The sequence below is a fragment of the Staphylococcus sp. FSL K6-0223 genome, from assembly GCF_038008285.1.
In genome coordinates, this window is the sequence record NZ_JBBOYX010000001.1 from 1,104,744 (window position 1) to 1,122,636 (window position 17,893).

Sequence of the window (17,893 nt, forward strand, 5' to 3'; positions counted from 1 at the left end):
AGAATTGTCAATGAATTACCTAGATAGCTTATATTGGATACATGAGCGCACTAAGTTTGGTATTAAACCTGGTGTTAAAAGAATGGAATGGATGCTTAACCACTTAAATAATCCTCAATTAAATATTCGCGGTATTCATGTGGGTGGAACAAATGGTAAAGGTTCTACAGTAGCTTATTTAAGAGCTGCATTAGTTGAGAATGGATATGAAGTTGGAACATTTACTTCTCCTTTTATTGAAACGTTTAATGAACGAATTAGTTTAAATGGTTATCCGATCTCAAATGACGAAATAGTTGAATTAGTAAAGCGAGTTAAACCAGTAAGTGAAGCGTTAGAACAAGAAACCGAACTCGGTTCTGCAACAGAATTTGAAATTATAACAACAATGATGTTTTTATATTTTGGAGAGATACATCCTGTAGATTTTGTTATTGTAGAAGCGGGACTAGGAATTAAAAATGATTCAACTAATGTGTTTACTCCTATTCTTTCAATTTTGACAAGTATAGGATTAGATCATACTGATATTTTAGGAAGTACGTATTTAGATATCGCAAAAGATAAAGGTGCTATCATAAAACCTAATGTACCCGTCATCTATGCAGTCAAAAATGAGGAAGCTTTAAAATACATTAGAGATTTAGCGGAAAATCAGAATGCAAAGCCAATTGAACTAGATAGAGAAATCATTATTGTATCTGAAGATGATGAATTTACTTATAGATATAAAGATTATGAGTTAGAAACAATCATCTTAGATATGATAGGTGATCATCAAAAAGAAAATGCTTCATTAGCTATTACAGCTTTAATAGAGTTGAACGAAGAAAATATTATTGAATTAGATTTTAATAAAATGATTGATGCTATTGAAAGTGTTTGTTGGACAGGACGTATTGAGCAAGTTAAAGAAAAACCTCTTATTATTATTGACGGAGCACATAATAATGAAAGTGTTGAAGCATTAGTTTCAACAATCAAAAATTATTATGATCTTGAGAAAATGGATGTTTTATTTTCAGCCATTAAAGGTAAACCTGTAAACGAAATGTTAAGTAAATTACAAAATTTAGCTGGTACATTTTATTTTACTGAATTTGATTTTCATAAAGCCTTATCTAAACAAGAATTACTTGAGAGTATAGATGCTGATAACATCGAATATATTGATGATTATGTAGATTTTATAAATCATTATGATGGTGAGGGCTTATTGATTACAGGCAGTTTATATTTTATAAGTGAAGTAAAATCGAAAGTTGAATTTAATTCATAATATATAGTATGTTAAATATCTAAATATAGCTATGAAGAAAGTTACAAATTAAACTTCTTCATAGCTTTTTTATTAGTTATATAATTGATAGATTAAGAGTGGACTGATTATTTTTAATAAAGGTTTTATTCATTTTATTGAATTTAAAATGCTTTAAAGAAGATATATTTATTTATTGAAATGAATTTAATCTAATCCTCGTTATTCCATTTACTTAGACCATATTTTAGTTATAATGAATGATATGAGGTGATCAGTATAATAGTATTATTAGCATTTACGTGTAGTGTAATATTTAGTTTTTTATATCAATTTTCAAGTATAGAGAAAGTGAATCTTCAATATTTCAAGCGACGATCACAATGTGATTATTGTCATACATCATTAAAGTGGTTTGATACTATACCATTATTAAGTTTCATATTCTTAAAAGGACGCTCGAGATGCTGTTCAAATCCTTTAAAACGCTCCTATATTATAGGTGAAATATTATCGTTTCTTATTGTCCCATATTTAATATTTATCGATATACATATAAATTATTCTCTCTTTATATTAACTTGTTTAATGTTGATAACGATGTCTCTAACCGATATTCAAACATTAACAATCAACAGTAACTTAATCCTCGTTTTTTTCTTTGTCGGTATCTATATTTCTTCATTACATTTGATTTCATTTATATTTATTTTCTTTCTATTACATACATTTTTTCTGTTAAATTCTAAAAGTATAGGGTACGGTGATATTTTATTACTTAGTATACTTTCTATATTTTATACTTATGAATTTATACTTCATCTAATATTATTAACTTGTGCAATTGGTCTTATGTTTTATATCATCTTGTTTCGTTTTAAGATACGTAAAATCCCACTTATTCCTTTTATTTCAATCTCATATATTTTATTAATTAATTTTTCCAACAATATTATGTAACTAATAAAGAAAAGGTGATGTTTTTGAAAATTAAAGATATGGCCAAAAGTGAGCTTCCTAAAGAGAGACTCATTCAATATGGTGAAAAAAATTTGTCTAACAGTGAATTATTAGCAATTTTAATTAACACTGGACGACAAGGGGTTTCAAGTATTGATATTGCAAATGAAATGATTAATAAAGTAAATAATTTAAAAGAATTAAAATTACTTTCAATACATGATTTGTTAAAAATAAAAGGTATAGGATTGCATAAAGCAGTGACACTAAAAGCCGCTTTCGAATTGGGAGAAAGAATAAATAAACGTAATTCAATTGAAAAAGTAAAGATTAAATCTCCTAAAGATGTCGCAGATATGATGATGTCTAAAATGAAAGATTTAACTCAAGAGCATTTAGTTGCTTTATTTTTAAATACTAAAAATATAGTGATAAAAGAAGAAACTATATTTATAGGAACATTAAACTCTTCAGTGATACACCCAAGAGAAGTCTTTAATGCTGCCATTAGAGCTTCATGTAATGCAGTAATTGTGATTCATAATCATCCATCTGGAGATGTGACGCCTTCAAAAGAAGATATTGCTACTACCATTAGACTTAAAGAATGTGGACAAATTCTTGGCATTGAATTACTTGACCACATTATTATCGGTGATCAAAAATTTACTAGTTTAGTAGAGGAGGGGTATTTCGTATAAAAGATTAAAAATTATTTATAGTCTCATTGTTAAAATTTTAGTATAATAAGCCTTAATTATATATTTAGAGGTGTATGATGACTTTAATTTTAATCATAGGGGTGTTAATACCTATTATTTACATAATGAGATTGAATATTAAACAAAAAACAATTCGTTTAAAAGAAACGCTTAATACCGTGTTATTATCGATTGTTGGTATTACAATTTTTTCTTTTATTGGAGTATTCGTCAACCATACGCATACTCAATTATATATTTTACTCATTAGTGATATAGTAACTGGAACGATATTTGGGTTACTATTAGCAACAATATATAAAATTTATGAATACTTGTCTCAAAGCAATCGTAAATAAAGCTAGTTAACTTTTCATACAATACAATCATAAACGAATTAATAAAGGGTAGATTGTATTAATTACATTGAAAAGTAACTAGCTTTTTCATTATCTTATATAAGCTGAAAGCACATTAAAATTTTCTAAAATCCAAAGAACACCTTGATAGGCTAAATACAGTCCGAGAATAATAAAAGCAGCAGAGATTAAAAATCTTAAAAGTGCAAATCCTACTTTAAAAAGTATAACTGCAAGCAAGATAAGTAAAATAATTGTAAGAATGTTCATTTCTCACACTCCTCTAAATTTATTTTACGAGTGATATTAATTATTATAATATATTTTAAGAAAATGTTAATCAGTCTTAAGAATTTACTTAATTTACTTCTTTAGACCGATGGATAAAATCTATTTTATATTTATAATAATTTAGATTTAAAATTGGAGGGATTTTATTGCGAATGGTTTTTAGTATTTTTAAAAATATAGTAGCAGTTATTGCAATCCTTAGTATTGTTTATTTTGCATTAAAATATGCCCCGTTTTTAAGAGAACAGGACTGGAATCCTATGAATCAACCTCCCAATAACCAATTCGAGCTCTTGCCAAGTAATCAAACATCAACACCAGTGCCTACTAATGGAAAAAGTTATACTATAGAAGAAAATCATTTACTTCAGAATATTCCTGCTAGTCAAACAAAAAATGTGTTTAAATTTATAGATAAAAAAGAATTTATGGAAGTTTCAGGTATAGTTAGAATGGGATATAATGATAATTACATTGTAGGGCAAAGAGATAATGAATTTATCATCTATAAATTCGGAAGTGATACGATTAAAGTCTTTAGTACGGAAATTGAAATGGAACAGGAATTAAATCGCCTAGGACAATCAATCACTTTAAAACCTCAGAATGAGTATTAAAAAATATAATTTGAAAAAAATAAATAAATGCGTTAATGTCTAAAATAGATACAATAATCTTTTGAAGGTTGGTGTAATGTATGTCTGAACAATCTAAAGAAAAACAGGCAAATGAACAAGCAAAAGCACAAAATTTATTTTCTAAATGGAGAAAAGACGAAACGCTCTATGAAGAAGATAAAAAAGATAAGCCGAATAAAGAATCGTAAAATTAAATAAGATGACATTTGATAGGAGCAAGTACTAGAATTCAATGAAGATTCTAACTTGTTCCTTTTTTTCTTTGAAGATAATATTTAATATTATTCTTTATTTCAATCCTAGAGTAATATAAAATAGAATATAATAATTTAAAATAAATAGTAGAGGTGTTATGAGTGTTAAATTTTTTTAAAAATAACAAGTTAATTGTTGTTTTTTGTGCAATAATTATTTTTATTGCATTGATTGGTTTGTCCATTCGTTCACAAACTCAATCACCTCCTGAGCAATATGTGGGGGACTCAGTGTCATTTGGTCAGAGAGTAATTAGTTACCCTGTCAATTTTGTGACTGGAGCTATAGGTAACTTCTTTCAATCTAACAAATCAAATCATAATGAAGTTAATCAATTAAAAGCAAAAAACGAAGCATTAGAAGCGGAAAATAAAAACTTAAAAAAAGAACTTGATATGACTGATGCTTCAAAATACGATGCAATTTCAGGTGCCATCATAGCACGTAATCCAGATCAATGGATGAATACTGTGATTATTGATAAAGGTAAAAAAGCTGGTGTAAGCAATAATATGGCAGTGTTTACTAGTGATGGTTTAATTGGAAGAGTAACTAGAGTGAATCAATTTTCTTCTCAAGTTGATTTACTTTCAACGAATACAAGAGCTGGAAAACTATCAGTCAATATTCAACATCATTCTAAAAATGTTTTTGGATTAATTGATCACTATGATAATAAAACTCAGGAATTAATTATTAGTAATATCAATAATAAGGATAAAATTTCAAAAGGTGACAAAGTAGTAACAAGTGGATTAGCCGATCAATTGCCAAGTGATTTATACATAGGAGAAGTGACGAAGGTAGAAAATGATGAATATGGTTTAGCAAAAGAAGTGAGGGTGAAAACTGGAGCAAATTTATCAGATATTCAACATGTATACATAGCGAAAAAAAGTAATAACACGGATTTCAATGAAAGAGAGACTCGATAATGAAAGCGTTCGTTTATATAATGATCGGTATCATCGTTTTTTATCTTGATACACTTATTGGTTTGGTTATTCCTTTTCATATAGGCAACCTAACATTTATCTTAGTTCCTCATTTAACTCTAATGTATTTATTACTTTTATCAATTTATAGACCATTTATGGTCACATTATTACTAAGCATTTTTTTAGGTATGATAACTGATATCTACTTTGGCAGTGTATATGGTTTATATTTGTTTGGTTATATATTCTTAATAACAATATTTAATAAGTTCTTGAAGATTTTTTACCGAGACTATATTATGGTATATTGGTTCAGTATCATTGGTGTAATGATTCTTGAAATATTTGTAGCAATTATATATTCTGTTATTAGCTATGTAGAATTTGATTTACTAAACTTTATATTACTACGTATTATCCCAACACTTATATTAAATATTATTTTATTAATTATTTTGATGCCTATATTCTTTAAATTCTTTAAAAAGCCAATATAATAGATTGACATTGAATATAAGTAATGGTAAGATGCAATAGTTGAGTAGTTTTATAGCTACATACAACCGCTCAAATACAGGTTTAAGCGTTAAAATGTTATATTTTATCACCTGTATATGGCGTGACTTATAATTATAGGAGGTGCAAGGTATGTTTGCTATTATCGAAACAGGCGGTAAACAAATTAAAGTAGAAGAAGGTCAAGAGATCTTCGTTGAAAAATTAGATGTTAATGAAGGTGATTCATTCACATTTGATAAAGTATTATTTGTAGGTGGAGATTCAGTTAAAGTTGGTGCTCCAACTGTTGAAGGAGCTACAGTAACTGCTACTGTGAACAAACAAGGTCGCGGTAAAAAAATTACTGTTTTCACTTACAAACGTCGTAAAGATTCAAAACGTAAAAAAGGTCATCGTCAGCCTTATACTAAATTAACAATTGATAAAATCAACGCTTAATTATGATTACTGTTGATATTTCAATTAATGATGAAGGTAAAGTAACAGACGTCATCATGGATGGCCATGCTAATCATGGTGATTATGGCTATGATATTGTTTGTGCAGGGGCTTCAGCTGTTCTTTTTGGAAGTGTGAATGCTATTTTAAGTTTAACTTCTGAAAATCCGGATATTGATTATGATGATGACGGTGGTCATTTTCACATTAGATCAGTAGACACTAACAATGAGCAAGCACAATTAATTCTTCAAGCAATGCTTGTGTCTTTACAAACGATTGAAGATGAATATAATGAAAATATAAGATTAAATTATAAGTGAGGTGTATCCCGATGTTAAAATTAAACTTACAATTCTTCGCATCTAAAAAAGGGGTAAGTTCTACAAAAAACGGTCGTGACTCAGAATCAAAACGTTTAGGTGCTAAACGTGCAGACGGTCAATTCGTAACAGGTGGCTCAATTTTATATCGTCAACGCGGTACTAAAATTTATGCTGGTGAAAATGTAGGTCGTGGTGGCGATGATACATTATTCGCTAAAATCGACGGCGTTGTTCGTTTCGAACGTAAAGGTCGCGACAAAAAACAAGTTTCTGTATATGCAGTAGCTGAATAATTTTTGTCTAATTAACACCAGAAGTGAAGACTTCTGGTGTTTTATTTTTGTTTAAAAATGATTATAATAGAATCTAACGTTTTAGAGTTAATGATATAATATTAGCGATGAATTAATAAAATATATAAAAAGAGGTGAGATATATGTTTGTCGATCAAGTAAAAATATCTCTAAAAGCAGGCGATGGAGGTAATGGTATTACTGCTTATCGTAGGGAAAAATATGTACCATTTGGTGGCCCTGCTGGTGGCGATGGAGGTAAAGGTGCTTCAGTCATTTTTGAAGTTGATGAAGGTTTAAGAACACTTTTAGACTTTAGATTTCAACGTCATTTTAAGGCTAAAAAAGGTGAAAATGGTCAAAGTAGTAATATGCATGGTAAAAATGCGGAAGACTTAGTTTTAAAAGTGCCTCCTGGTACCATTATTAAAAGTGTAGAAACTGAAGAAGTTTTAGCAGATTTAGTTGAAGAAGGTCAACGTGCAGTTATTGCTCGTGGAGGTCGTGGAGGTCGTGGAAATTCACGTTTTGCAACCCCTCGCAATCCAGCTCCAGACTTTAGTGAAAATGGAGAACCTGGAGAAGAACTAGATGTTACCTTAGAATTAAAGCTACTTGCTGATGTGGGACTCGTTGGATTCCCAAGTGTAGGGAAATCAACATTGTTATCTATTGTATCTAAGGCAAAACCTAAAATTGGAGCTTATCATTTTACAACAATTAAACCAAATTTAGGTGTGGTTTCAACACCTGATCATAGAAGTTTTGTGATGGCGGATTTACCAGGTTTAATTGAAGGAGCTTCAGAAGGAGTCGGTTTAGGTCATCAATTTTTACGTCATGTTGAAAGAACAAAAGTTATTGTTCATATGATAGATATGAGTGGTTCTGAAGGAAGAAATCCACTTGAAGATTATCAAATCATCAATAATGAACTGATAAATTATAAACAAAGATTAGAAGATAGACCTCAAATTATAGTGGCAAATAAAATGGATATACCGGAATCAAACGATAACCTAGAATTATTTAAAAAAGAAATTGATGAAGATGTAACTATTGTTCCAGTTTCTACAATTACAAGAGATAATATTGATCAATTACTATATACAATTGCTGATAAATTAGAAGAAGTAAAAGATATTGATTTTAGTGTAGAAGAAGACGAAGATGCAGGTGTTAATCGCGTATTATATAAACATACACCATCTCAAGATAAATTTACGATTACAAGAGATGATGATGGTGCCTATGTAGTAAGCGGTAATGCAATCGAACGCATGTTTAAAATGACAGACTTTAATAGTGATCCAGCAGTAAGACGTTTTGCACGTCAAATGCGCTCTATGGGTATTGATGATGCATTAAGAGAACGTGGATGTAGTAATGGTGATATTGTTAGAATACTTGGGGGAGAATTTGAATTCGTCGAATAGGAGGGCTTTTTAGTGGACAGCAAAGATTATAAAAAGTTTTATTTAATACGTGAAGACGTTTTACCAGAATCAGTGGTTAAAACGCTTAAAATTAAAGACGCTTTAAAAAATGATGCCACACTGTCCATTTATGAAGCAGTTAAGCAGTTTAATCTATCAAGAAGTGCTTTTTATAAATATAGAGATACTATTTTTCCTGTAGATGAAAAGATTTTTGAACACCGTGAATTCACCTTAATTCTCTATGTTAATGATATAGTAGGAATGCTTGCTCAAGTATTACAAACTATTTCAAAATTAGCGTTATCCGTTTTAACTATTCATCAAAGTGTTCCAATGGAAGAAAAAGCAACGATTACACTCTCTTTGAGTGCAAAAGATCAATCATTATCAATAGAAAAGGTCATGGGCACTTTGAGAAATATTCAACATGTTTATAAAGTTGAATTAATTAGTATGAGTATGTAAGGAAGGTATCTATGTACGCTTATATAAAAGGACATTTATCTCAATTGTTTCCAACACATATTGTTGTAGAAACGTCTAATGGTATCGGTTATGAAATTCAAACTCCAAATTCATATCGATTTCAAAAATATTTAAATCAAGAATGTAAAGTCTTTACTTCACTGATTGTAAGAGAAGACGCACAATTATTATATGGTTTTATTAGCGAAGAAGAAAAAGAGATGTTCTTAAGCTTAATAAAAGTTACAGGTATAGGCCCTAAATCAGCTTTAGCTATTCTAGCAACAAGTACACCTAACGAAGTTAAACGTGCAATTGAAAATGAAAATGATACTTATCTAACTAAATTTCCTGGTATAGGTAAAAAGACTGCACGACAAATTGTATTAGATTTAAAAGGTAAAGTTAAGATTACAGAAGAGACTAGTGAGACCTTATTACAGGTTGAGGGACAAGTTGAAGAAAATGACAATATAATTAAGGAAGCGTTATTAGCGCTTGCAGCTTTAGGATACTCTAAGAGAGAGCTTTCTAAAGTTGAGAAAGTGCTTAATAAAACATCCATCCACTCTGTTGATGAAGCAGTTAAGATTGGTTTAAAAACGCTTATATCTTAATATTATGAACGATAACTGGGGGGATAAATATGGATGATAGAATGGTAGATCAATCATTACACAATGAAGAATCTTCTTTTGAATTCTCACTCAGACCAACTAAATTAAAACAATATATTGGGCAATCATCAATAAAGAATAATTTAGAAGTTTTTATAAAAGCGGCTAAACTAAGGGATGAGCCATTAGATCATGTATTACTTTTTGGTCCTCCAGGATTAGGTAAAACAACACTTTCAAATATTATTGCTAATGAAATGGAAGTCAATATAAGAACTGTATCTGGTCCATCATTAGAGCGACCCGGAGATTTAGCGGCAATTTTATCAGGTTTACAGCCTGGAGATGTTTTATTTATTGATGAAATCCATCGCTTAAGTAGTGTAGTAGAAGAAGTTTTATACTCTGCTATGGAAGATTTTTTCTTAGATATTATTATCGGTAAAGGTGATGAAGCACGTAGTATACGTATTGATTTACCACCTTTTACTCTAGTAGGCGCGACAACACGTGCTGGAAGTCTAACAGGCCCTTTAAGAGATCGATTTGGTGTTCATTTAAGATTAGAGTACTATTCGGAATCAGATTTAAAAGAAATCATTATTCGAACTGCTGAAGTATTAGGTACAAAAATTGATGATGAAAGTGCAGTTGAGCTTGCTAAGCGTTCAAGAGGAACACCTCGTGTTGCAAATCGACTACTAAAAAGAGTAAGAGATTTTCAACAAGTAAATGAAGATGAACAAATTTATATCGAAACAACAAAGCAAGCTCTAAACTTATTACAAGTGGATGATGAAGGCTTAGATTACATTGATCATAAAATGATGAATTGTATTATTAATCAATATAATGGAGGTCCTGTGGGACTGGATACGATAGCAGTGTCAATTGGAGAAGAACGTATTACAATCGAAGATGTCTATGAACCCTTTTTAATACAAAAAGGATTTATAGAACGAACACCAAGAGGTAGAAAAGCGACACCATTTGCCTATGAACATTTCAAAAAAATTAAAGAATGAGGGAATAATATGAACGTTGAGGAGTTTGATTATCATTTACCTGAATCATTGATTGCTCAGACACCTTTAAAAAATAGAGATCAAAGTAGATTACTTGTGCTAGGTAGAAAGACCGGAAATATTGCACATAAACACTTTACAGATATTATGGATTATTTTGAACCTGGAGATACATTAGTATTAAATGATACACGTGTTATGCCAGCACGTTTATTCGGTTTAAAAGAAGAAACAGGTGCAAAGGTAGAAATGTTAATGCTTACTAGAATAGAGGACAATGACTGGGAAGTATTATTAAAACCAGCAAAACGTATTAAAGTAGGTAATACTTTATCATTTGGTAACGGCAAAATCATTGCTGAATGTATAAAAGAATTAGAACAAGGTGGGCGCATTATGCGTTTACATTATGAAGGTATTTTAGAAGAACGCTTAGATGAGTTAGGTGAAATGCCTTTACCACCTTATATTAAAGAACGTTTAGATGATCCGGATAGATATCAAACTGTGTATGCTAAAGAAAATGGTTCCGCTGCAGCGCCTACTGCAGGGTTACATTTTACAGATGAGCTTTTACAGAAAATAAAAGACAAAGGTGTCAATATTGCATTTATTACACTACATGTTGGCCTAGGTACCTTTAGACCAGTAAGTGTGGAGGATATTGATGATCATGAAATGCATAGTGAGTACTATCAAATGACTAAAGAAACGGCAGATATGCTGAATAAAACTAAAGAAAATGGGCATAGAATTATTTCTGTAGGTACGACGTCTACTAGAACGTTAGAAACAATTCGTCGTGATCATGAACAATTTGTCGCTACAAGTGGTTGGACAGATATATTTATTTATCCAGGGTTTGAATATAAAGCAATTGATGGGTTAATTACTAATTTTCATTTACCCAAATCAACATTAGTGATGTTAGTCTCTGCTTTTAGTAGTCGTGAATACATTTTGAATGCTTATAAAGAAGCGGTAAAACTTAAATATAGATTCTTTAGTTTTGGAGATGCAATGTTAATAATTTAATGAATGAGAGGTACAGATTATGCCAGCAGTAACTTATGAGCACATTAAAACATGTAAGCAATCAGGTGCACGTTTAGGGATTGTTCATACACCCCATGGCTCATTTGAAACACCCATGTTTATGCCAGTAGGTACGAAAGCAACAGTTAAAACAATGAGTCCAGAAGAGTTAAGACAAATTGAAGCTAGAATTATATTAGGAAATACGTATCATTTGTGGTTACAACCTGGAAATGATATTATCAAACAAGCTGGGGGCTTACATAAGTTCATGAATTGGGATGGCCCTATTCTTACAGATTCTGGTGGTTTCCAAGTGTTTAGTTTGAGTAATCTTAGAAAAATATCAGAAGAGGGTGTCGAATTTAGACATCATACAAATGGCTCTAAGTTGTTTTTAAGTCCAGAAAAATCAATGCAAATTCAAAATGACTTAGGTTCAGATATTATGATGGCATTTGATGAGTGTCCGCCTATGCCTGCCGAATATAAATACGTAAAAGATTCAATTGAACGTACAACAAGATGGGCTAAACGATGTCTTGAAGCACATCAACGTCCAGAGGACCAAGCATTATTTGGTATTATACAAGGTGGAGAGTACAAAGACTTAAGAGAACAAAGTGCTAAAGAACTTGTATCATTGGATTTTCCTGGATATGCTATTGGTGGTTTATCTGTAGGTGAACCAAAACCAGTGATGTACGATATGGTTGAACATACGGTTCAATTTATGCCAGAAGACAAACCAAGATACTTAATGGGAGTAGGATCACCTGATGCATTAATAGAATGTAGCATTCGCGGTATGGATATGTTTGATTGTGTGTTGCCAACACGCATAGCTAGAAATGGAACATGCATGACATCTCAAGGACGATTGGTTATAAAAAATGCTAAATATGCAGATGATTTTAGTCCTATAGATGCGAATTGTGATTGCTATACTTGTAAGAATTATACACGTGCATATATTAGACATCTAATTAAAGCAGAGGAAACGTTTGGTATCCGTCTTACTACTATTCATAATTTACATTTTCTGCTAAAATTAATGGAAGATATTAGACAGGCCATTCGAGAAGATCGTTTATTAGATTTTAAAGAAGAATTTTTCGAACAATATGGGCTAAATGTAGAGAACCCTAAAAACTTTTAATAAGGAGAACAATATAATGAATGTTTCAGCATTAATCTTGCCTATAATTTTAATTATAGTATTTTATTTCTTTTTAATTAGACCGCAACAAAAACGTGCGAAAGAACATCGTGAAATGATTAGTCGTATCGAAGCAGGTCAAAAAATTACAACTATTGGTGGAATCAAAGGAACTGTTAAAGCTGTGGATGAAACAGCAGTTGTAATCACAGTAAATGGTCATGGTACTGAAATGACATTTGAAAAACCTGCGATTAAACAAGTTGATCCATCATAAATTATAATAACAAGACATTCCAGACAACAAATTGTCGTGGAATGTTTTTTTATTAACTACATATCTTGATTACACTAATACAAAGGTTATGTTAAGATAGATAAGTCTTGTCACATAGATGTAATCTTTAATTCACTTGCACATGGTTTATTAAAAGATTATTCTAATTACATAATTAAATAATGAGGTGTTCATGTGAAAAAAACAAGTAGAATAATTGCATTCATACTCATTGTAGCACTACTGTTTGTAGGTATGGGCTTTACATATAAGAATGTAGTTAAGAATGTAAATCTAGGTTTGGATTTACAAGGTGGTTTCGAAGTATTATATCAAGTTAAACCACTTGGCGGTGATGGTAAAATCGATGATAAGGCTTTACAATCTACTGCTCAAACTTTAGAAAATCGTGTTAATGTATTAGGTGTATCTGAGCCTCATATTCAAGTTGAAGACCCTGATAGAATTAGGGTACAGCTCGCTGGGGTAAAAAATCCTGATGAAGCTCGAAAAATTTTGTCTTCACAAGCAAATCTGACTATACGTGATGCTAATGATCATGTTAAATTAACAGGTAAGGATATTGTACAAGGTTCTGCAAAACAAGAATTTAAACAAGGTACAAACGAACCTGCAGTCACTTTTAAATTAAAAGACCGCGCGAAATTTAAAAAAGTTACAGAAGAAATTTCTAAAAAACAAGAAAATATGATGGTAGTGTGGTTAGATTATAAAAAAGGTGATAGCTATCATAAAGAGTTGGACAAACCTGAAGATAAACGGAAATACGTTTCAGCCGCTTCGGTGGATCAACCTATTAATTCAGACAGTGTAGAAATTTCAGGTGGCTTCCAGGGTCAACAAGGCGTAGAACGTGCTAAGCAAATTGCAGAATTGTTAAATGCAGGTTCATTACCAGTTGATTTAAAAGAAGTTTATTCTAATTCTGTAGGTGCACAATTTGGTCAAGATGCATTAGATAAAACAATCTTTGCATCAATGATTGGTGTTGCAATTATCTATTTATTTATGGTAGGTTTTTACAGATTACCAGGTATTGTGGCAGTGATTGCTTTAACAGTATATGTTTATTTAACATTAGTAGCATTTAACTTTATTTCAGGTGTACTTACATTACCAGGTTTAGCTGCCTTAGTATTAGGTGTAGGTATGGCTGTAGATGCAAATATCATCATGTATGAACGGATTAAAGATGAACTTAGAGTAGGACGAACGCTTAAACAGGCTTATTCTAAAGCAAATAAAAGTTCTTTCTTAACGATTTTTGATTCAAACTTAACAACTGTTATAGCAGCAGCAGTGTTATTCTTCTTTGGTCAAAGTTCAGTTAAAGGATTTGCTACGATGTTATTATTAGGTATTTTAATGATATTCATCACAGCTGTCTTTTTATCAAGAGGACTATTATCACTTTTAGTTTCTTCTAATTACTTTAAGAAGAAATATTGGATGTTTGGTGTAAATAAAAATAATCGCCATGATATCAATGAAGGTGTAGATGTTCATGACTTAAAAACAGCTTTTGAAAAATGGAATTTTGTTAAATTAGCAAAACCATTAATTGGAGTAAGTATTTTAATTTTAGTAATTGGTATAATTATTCTAAGTATATTTAAACTTAACTTAGGTATTGATTTCTCAGCTGGTACAAGAGTAGATCTTGATTCTGATACGAAGTTATCTCAAACGAAAGTTGAACGTACGATAAAAGATGTTGGTTTGACACCTGATCAAATTCAAATTAATGGTAATGATAATAAACAAGCAACAGTTCAATTTAAAAATGATTTATCTAAAGATGAAACTTTGAAACTTAATAAAGTTATTAATGATCAATATGGTCATAAACCGACAGTGAACACAGTTTCTCCAATGATTGGTCAAGAGTTAGCTAAAAATGCAATGAAAGCATTAATTTATGCAGCTATTGGGATTATTATCTATGTTTCATTAAGATTCGAATGGAGAATGGGGCTTTCTGCTGTCTTAGCATTACTTCATGATGTATTTATTATCGTTGCTTTATTCAGTTTATTAAGACTTGAAGTAGATATTACGTTTATCGCTGCAATCTTAACGATTGTAGGTTATTCAATAAATGATACAATTGTTACTTTCGACCGTGTAAGAGAAAATCTTCATAAAATCAAAGTAATAACAGATCCTCATCAAATTGATGATATTGTTAACCGATCTATTAGACAAACAATGACTCGTTCTATTAATACAGTTCTTACAGTCGTTGTAGTAGTTATCGCCATACTTATCTTTGGTGCATCAAGTCTGTTTAACTTCTCATTAGCATTACTTATTGGATTATTATCTGGTGTATTCTCTTCTATCTTTATTGCAGTTCCACTATGGAGCATCATGAAGAAACATCAGTTGAAAAAATCTGAGAACGGTAAGCTTGTAGTTTATAAAGAGAAAAAATCAAATGATGAAAAAATCTTAGTATAATTAAATACATGATATAAAATTAGTGGAAGAAACAAAAGAATTCTAATTGAATTCAGTGTTTCTTCCTCTTTTTATTTATTCTTTTTTTAGGTATAATTGCTTGTGGAAAAAGGAAGGATAACTTTATGATTCAATCTAAATATAAATGGCTTTATGAAGCACCTAAACAAGATATATCGTCTGAGATTATTAAGGAATTTAATTTATCTCCTATTGTAAGAAAGATTTTAGAAAGTAAATCGATTACACAGTATGATGAGATAAATACATTAATTAATGGTACAAATAAAAAGCATGATTCATGGCTAATGAGTGATATGCGAAAAGCTGTTGATCGAATTAATTTAGCGATTGATAAACATGAAAGAATATTAGTGTATGGAGATTATGATGCTGATGGCGTAACATCTACAACGATATTAGTTCAAACACTGCAAAAATTGGGCGCTGAAGTCGGTTGGTATATTCCTAATCGATTTAGCGAAGGTTATGGTCCAAATAAATATGCCTTTCAAAATGCTTACGATGAAGGCGTATCACTTATTATTACAGTTGATAATGGAATACAAGGTCATGAAGAAATTGAAATGGTACAAGCATTGGGAGTCGATGTAATTGTTACAGACCATCATGAAATAGGCCGTACATTACCAAAAGCATATGCCATTATTCATCCTATGCATCCAGAATTTGAATATCCATTTAAATATTTATGTGGAGCTGGTGTCGCATACAAATTATCGCAATGTTTAATAGATCATCCTCCAAAATATTTCATAGCGCTTGCAACTATTGGGACGATTGCAGATTTAGTGTCACTGACTGATGAAAACAGAACGATTGTTCAAGAAGGTCTTAAATATTTAAATCAATCCTGTCCATTTCAAATTCAATCATTATTAAATCAAGCAGGATTTAATGATGAAATAGATGAAGAAACAATTGGTTTCATTATTGGACCTCGTTTAAATGCGGTAGGTAGATTAGAAGATGCGTCATTAGCAGCGGAATTACTGATGGCAGAAGATTCTGAAGAGGCGAATTTTTTAGCTGAACAAGTAGAAGCTTTTAACATTGAACGTAAAGATATTGTCGCTCAAATAACAGAAGAAGCACTATTGATGGCTAATGAAAAAGTTGAAAATGGCGACAAATTTTTACTTTTAGCTAAAGAAGGATGGCATGAGGGAGTATTAGGTATTGTGGCTTCAAAAATTGTAGAAACTTATGCTTTACCCACTCTTATTTTAAATATAGATTTAGAACAACATCATGCAAAAGGTTCAGCTAGAAGTATTGAACAAGTGTCTATGTTCGAAATTTTAAGTGCACATCAAGACTTGATATCTAAATTTGGTGGTCATCATATGGCAGCTGGAATGACGATGGAGATTGATAATATTGATGCATTATCAAAAGGATTAAATGAATGGATGGTTCAGCTTTCTAAACATACTTCTTTAGAACCAACAAAATATATTACGACTAAACTTTCAGAAGATGAAATTACTGTATCAAATATTCATGATATTAAAATACTGAAACCGTTTGGTACTGATTTTGAAAAACCTTTATTTGAATTGGATGATACAGAAGTTAATGACGTTAAAGCGATTGGAAAAGATAAAAATCATTTAAAATTAGTAACTGGTCAAGCTAAATTACAACATTTATTTTGGAAAAATGGTGATTTAATGACACAAATAGAATTAGGCCAACCTGTCAATATCATAGGACATTTACAAATAAATGAGTGGAATAACAATCAGACACCTCAAATGATTATACAAGATTTAGCGACTCAAAATGAGCAAATATTAGATTATAGAAGTAAACGTAAACAACTTAATATTGATACGTCATCTAATAATGTTGCTTTTGTCATTCATTCTAAAAAAGAGAAGTTAGGTGAGAATTATTTCCACTACGGTGAAACAATTGATTCATCATATAATACGATTGTGTTTCGTGATTTACCAACTGATTTAGATAGTGTTACACAATCTCTAAAACATTTAGAATACTCACAACTCTATTTAGTATTACACCATCAACATTCAATTTATTTTGAGGGGTTACCGAGTGCTCATCTATTTAAACAAAGTTATAGGGCACTATTTACTAAGAAAGAAATGAACTTAGAAAAAGAAGGGTTACAATTATGTCAATACTTAAATATTAAGCCAAATACTTTAAAGTTTATTTTAAAAGTATTTCTTGACCTAAGTTTTATTTACGAAGAAAATGGTATAATTAAAATAAATGATAATCCAAGTAAACAATCTATTGAGTCGAGTCAAGTTTATAAATCGAGACAGTCAAGAATTGAAGTTGAAAAATTAATGCTTTATGATGACTTTTCACATCTTAAGAATTGGATTAAAGCTCAAAAAGCGTAACGCATAGGAGGAAATTTTTA

Annotated in this window: 21 protein-coding genes and 1 other annotated feature; of the genes, 20 read left to right on the forward strand and 1 reads right to left on the reverse strand. The window is 30.7% G+C overall.

Going from position 1 to position 17,893, the window contains the following annotated elements; translation table 11 throughout:
* Positions 1-10 precede the first annotated feature (10 nt).
* From MHI13_RS05465 to MHI13_RS05480, 4 genes are all read left to right on the forward strand, one after another.
* Positions 11-1,279: a bifunctional folylpolyglutamate synthase/dihydrofolate synthase gene (locus MHI13_RS05465; RefSeq protein ID WP_017176149.1), complete on the forward strand. Its 1,269-nt coding sequence runs from the start codon at positions 11-13 to the stop codon at positions 1,277-1,279.
* Positions 1,280-1,528: 249 nt separating this feature from the next.
* A complete protein-coding gene (locus tag MHI13_RS05470; protein WP_002487997.1) occupies positions 1,529-2,218 on the forward strand; it encodes a prepilin peptidase in 690 nt (229 codons plus the stop codon).
* 23 nt (positions 2,219-2,241) lie between these two features.
* The gene (radC, locus tag MHI13_RS05475; protein ID WP_145423123.1) at positions 2,242-2,919 is read left to right on the forward strand and encodes a RadC family protein; all 678 of its coding nucleotides are present in this window, start codon (positions 2,242-2,244) and stop codon (positions 2,917-2,919) included.
* Positions 2,920-3,044: 125 nt separating this feature from the next.
* A complete protein-coding gene (locus tag MHI13_RS05480; protein ID WP_231911334.1) occupies positions 3,045-3,278 on the forward strand; it encodes a hypothetical protein in 234 nt (77 codons plus the stop codon).
* Positions 3,279-3,368: 90 nt separating this feature from the next.
* On the opposite strand, the gene MHI13_RS05485 is transcribed toward MHI13_RS05480, so the two are convergent.
* Positions 3,369-3,548, reverse strand: coding sequence for a hypothetical protein (locus MHI13_RS05485; protein ID WP_002455241.1), 180 nt, complete (start codon positions 3,546-3,548; stop codon positions 3,369-3,371).
* 167 nt (positions 3,549-3,715) lie between these two features.
* Here MHI13_RS05485 and MHI13_RS05490 point away from each other — a divergent pair, with 167 nt between their 5' ends.
* From MHI13_RS05490 to recJ, 16 genes are all read left to right on the forward strand, one after another.
* Positions 3,716-4,186, forward strand: coding sequence for a DUF4930 family protein (locus MHI13_RS05490; RefSeq protein WP_017176152.1), 471 nt, complete (start codon positions 3,716-3,718; stop codon positions 4,184-4,186).
* A gap of 80 nt (positions 4,187-4,266) precedes the next feature.
* On the forward strand, positions 4,267-4,395 hold the full coding sequence (locus MHI13_RS05495) for a hypothetical protein (protein ID WP_017176153.1): 129 nt from the start codon (positions 4,267-4,269) through the stop codon (positions 4,393-4,395).
* Between the two features lie 168 nt (positions 4,396-4,563).
* Complete coding sequence (gene mreC / locus MHI13_RS05500; RefSeq protein ID WP_017176154.1) at positions 4,564-5,397, forward strand: rod shape-determining protein MreC; 834 nt, start codon at positions 4,564-4,566, stop codon at positions 5,395-5,397.
* Positions 5,397-5,897: a rod shape-determining protein MreD gene (gene mreD / locus MHI13_RS05505; protein WP_017176155.1), complete on the forward strand. Its 501-nt coding sequence runs from the start codon at positions 5,397-5,399 to the stop codon at positions 5,895-5,897. Before mreC ends, mreD begins: the two co-directional genes overlap by 1 nt.
* Before the next feature lie 54 nt (positions 5,898-5,951).
* Positions 5,952-6,035: a sequence feature (ribosomal protein L21 leader region), on the forward strand.
* A 13-nt stretch (positions 6,036-6,048) separates the two neighbouring features.
* Positions 6,049-6,357: a 50S ribosomal protein L21 gene (gene rplU, locus MHI13_RS05510; protein ID WP_002448968.1), complete on the forward strand. Its 309-nt coding sequence runs from the start codon at positions 6,049-6,051 to the stop codon at positions 6,355-6,357.
* A 2-nt stretch (positions 6,358-6,359) separates the two neighbouring features.
* Positions 6,360-6,680 carry a ribosomal-processing cysteine protease Prp gene (locus MHI13_RS05515; protein ID WP_017176156.1) on the forward strand — a complete coding sequence of 107 codons (321 nt, stop codon included), beginning with the start codon at positions 6,360-6,362 and terminating at the stop codon, positions 6,678-6,680.
* Between the two features lie 11 nt (positions 6,681-6,691).
* Positions 6,692-6,976, forward strand: a complete 285-nt coding sequence (gene rpmA, locus MHI13_RS05520) for a 50S ribosomal protein L27 (RefSeq protein WP_002449010.1) — start codon at positions 6,692-6,694, stop codon at positions 6,974-6,976.
* Between the two features lie 143 nt (positions 6,977-7,119).
* Positions 7,120-8,412 (forward strand): GTPase ObgE, encoded by a 1,293-nt coding sequence (gene obgE, locus MHI13_RS05525; RefSeq protein WP_019835431.1) that lies wholly within the window; start codon positions 7,120-7,122, stop codon positions 8,410-8,412.
* Positions 8,413-8,424: 12 nt separating this feature from the next.
* Positions 8,425-8,880 carry an ACT domain-containing protein gene (locus tag MHI13_RS05530; RefSeq protein ID WP_017176158.1) on the forward strand — a complete coding sequence of 152 codons (456 nt, stop codon included), beginning with the start codon at positions 8,425-8,427 and terminating at the stop codon, positions 8,878-8,880.
* A gap of 11 nt (positions 8,881-8,891) precedes the next feature.
* Positions 8,892-9,497 (forward strand): Holliday junction branch migration protein RuvA, encoded by a 606-nt coding sequence (ruvA, locus tag MHI13_RS05535; RefSeq protein ID WP_017176159.1) that lies wholly within the window; start codon positions 8,892-8,894, stop codon positions 9,495-9,497.
* Between the two features lie 29 nt (positions 9,498-9,526).
* Complete coding sequence (gene ruvB, locus MHI13_RS05540; RefSeq protein WP_017176160.1) at positions 9,527-10,522, forward strand: Holliday junction branch migration DNA helicase RuvB; 996 nt, start codon at positions 9,527-9,529, stop codon at positions 10,520-10,522.
* A 9-nt stretch (positions 10,523-10,531) separates the two neighbouring features.
* Entirely contained in the window at positions 10,532-11,557 is a 1,026-nt protein-coding gene (queA, locus tag MHI13_RS05545) for a tRNA preQ1(34) S-adenosylmethionine ribosyltransferase-isomerase QueA (RefSeq protein WP_017176161.1), read from the forward strand.
* 19 nt (positions 11,558-11,576) lie between these two features.
* On the forward strand, positions 11,577-12,716 hold the full coding sequence (gene tgt, locus MHI13_RS05550; protein WP_017176162.1) for a tRNA guanosine(34) transglycosylase Tgt: 1,140 nt from the start codon (positions 11,577-11,579) through the stop codon (positions 12,714-12,716).
* A 16-nt stretch (positions 12,717-12,732) separates the two neighbouring features.
* Complete coding sequence (yajC, locus tag MHI13_RS05555) at positions 12,733-12,993, forward strand: preprotein translocase subunit YajC (RefSeq protein ID WP_002448938.1); 261 nt, start codon at positions 12,733-12,735, stop codon at positions 12,991-12,993.
* 195 nt (positions 12,994-13,188) lie between these two features.
* Positions 13,189-15,474, forward strand: a complete 2,286-nt coding sequence (gene secDF, locus MHI13_RS05560) for a protein translocase subunit SecDF (protein ID WP_017176163.1) — start codon at positions 13,189-13,191, stop codon at positions 15,472-15,474.
* A gap of 125 nt (positions 15,475-15,599) precedes the next feature.
* Positions 15,600-17,873, forward strand: coding sequence for a single-stranded-DNA-specific exonuclease RecJ (gene recJ, locus MHI13_RS05565; RefSeq protein ID WP_049434666.1), 2,274 nt, complete (start codon positions 15,600-15,602; stop codon positions 17,871-17,873).
* The last annotated feature ends 20 nt before the right edge of the window (positions 17,874-17,893 follow it).

What these genes read in the sequence shown, in the direction of transcription:
- mreD (WP_017176155.1), top strand. Translation starts at nt 5,397, where the DNA reads ATGAAAGCGTTCGTTTATATAATGATCGGTATCATCGTTTTTTATCTT.
- ruvA (WP_017176159.1), top strand. Translation starts at nt 8,892, where the DNA reads ATGTACGCTTATATAAAAGGACATTTATCTCAATTGTTTCCAACACAT.
- MHI13_RS05480 (WP_231911334.1), top strand. Translation starts at nt 3,045, where the DNA reads ATGAGATTGAATATTAAACAAAAAACAATTCGTTTAAAAGAAACGCTT.
- recJ (WP_049434666.1), top strand. Translation starts at nt 15,600, where the DNA reads ATGATTCAATCTAAATATAAATGGCTTTATGAAGCACCTAAACAAGAT.
- queA (WP_017176161.1), top strand. Translation starts at nt 10,532, where the DNA reads ATGAACGTTGAGGAGTTTGATTATCATTTACCTGAATCATTGATTGCT.
- MHI13_RS05465 (WP_017176149.1), top strand. Translation starts at nt 11, where the DNA reads ATGAATTACCTAGATAGCTTATATTGGATACATGAGCGCACTAAGTTT.
- rpmA (WP_002449010.1), top strand. Translation starts at nt 6,692, where the DNA reads ATGTTAAAATTAAACTTACAATTCTTCGCATCTAAAAAAGGGGTAAGT.
- obgE (WP_019835431.1), top strand. Translation starts at nt 7,120, where the DNA reads ATGTTTGTCGATCAAGTAAAAATATCTCTAAAAGCAGGCGATGGAGGT.
- MHI13_RS05485 (WP_002455241.1), bottom strand. Translation starts at nt 3,548, where the DNA reads ATGAACATTCTTACAATTATTTTACTTATCTTGCTTGCAGTTATACTT.
- ruvB (WP_017176160.1), top strand. Translation starts at nt 9,527, where the DNA reads ATGGATGATAGAATGGTAGATCAATCATTACACAATGAAGAATCTTCT.
- yajC (WP_002448938.1), top strand. Translation starts at nt 12,733, where the DNA reads ATGAATGTTTCAGCATTAATCTTGCCTATAATTTTAATTATAGTATTT.
- MHI13_RS05515 (WP_017176156.1), top strand. Translation starts at nt 6,360, where the DNA reads ATGATTACTGTTGATATTTCAATTAATGATGAAGGTAAAGTAACAGAC.
- MHI13_RS05495 (WP_017176153.1), top strand. Translation starts at nt 4,267, where the DNA reads ATGTCTGAACAATCTAAAGAAAAACAGGCAAATGAACAAGCAAAAGCA.
- rplU (WP_002448968.1), top strand. Translation starts at nt 6,049, where the DNA reads ATGTTTGCTATTATCGAAACAGGCGGTAAACAAATTAAAGTAGAAGAA.
- tgt (WP_017176162.1), top strand. Translation starts at nt 11,577, where the DNA reads ATGCCAGCAGTAACTTATGAGCACATTAAAACATGTAAGCAATCAGGT.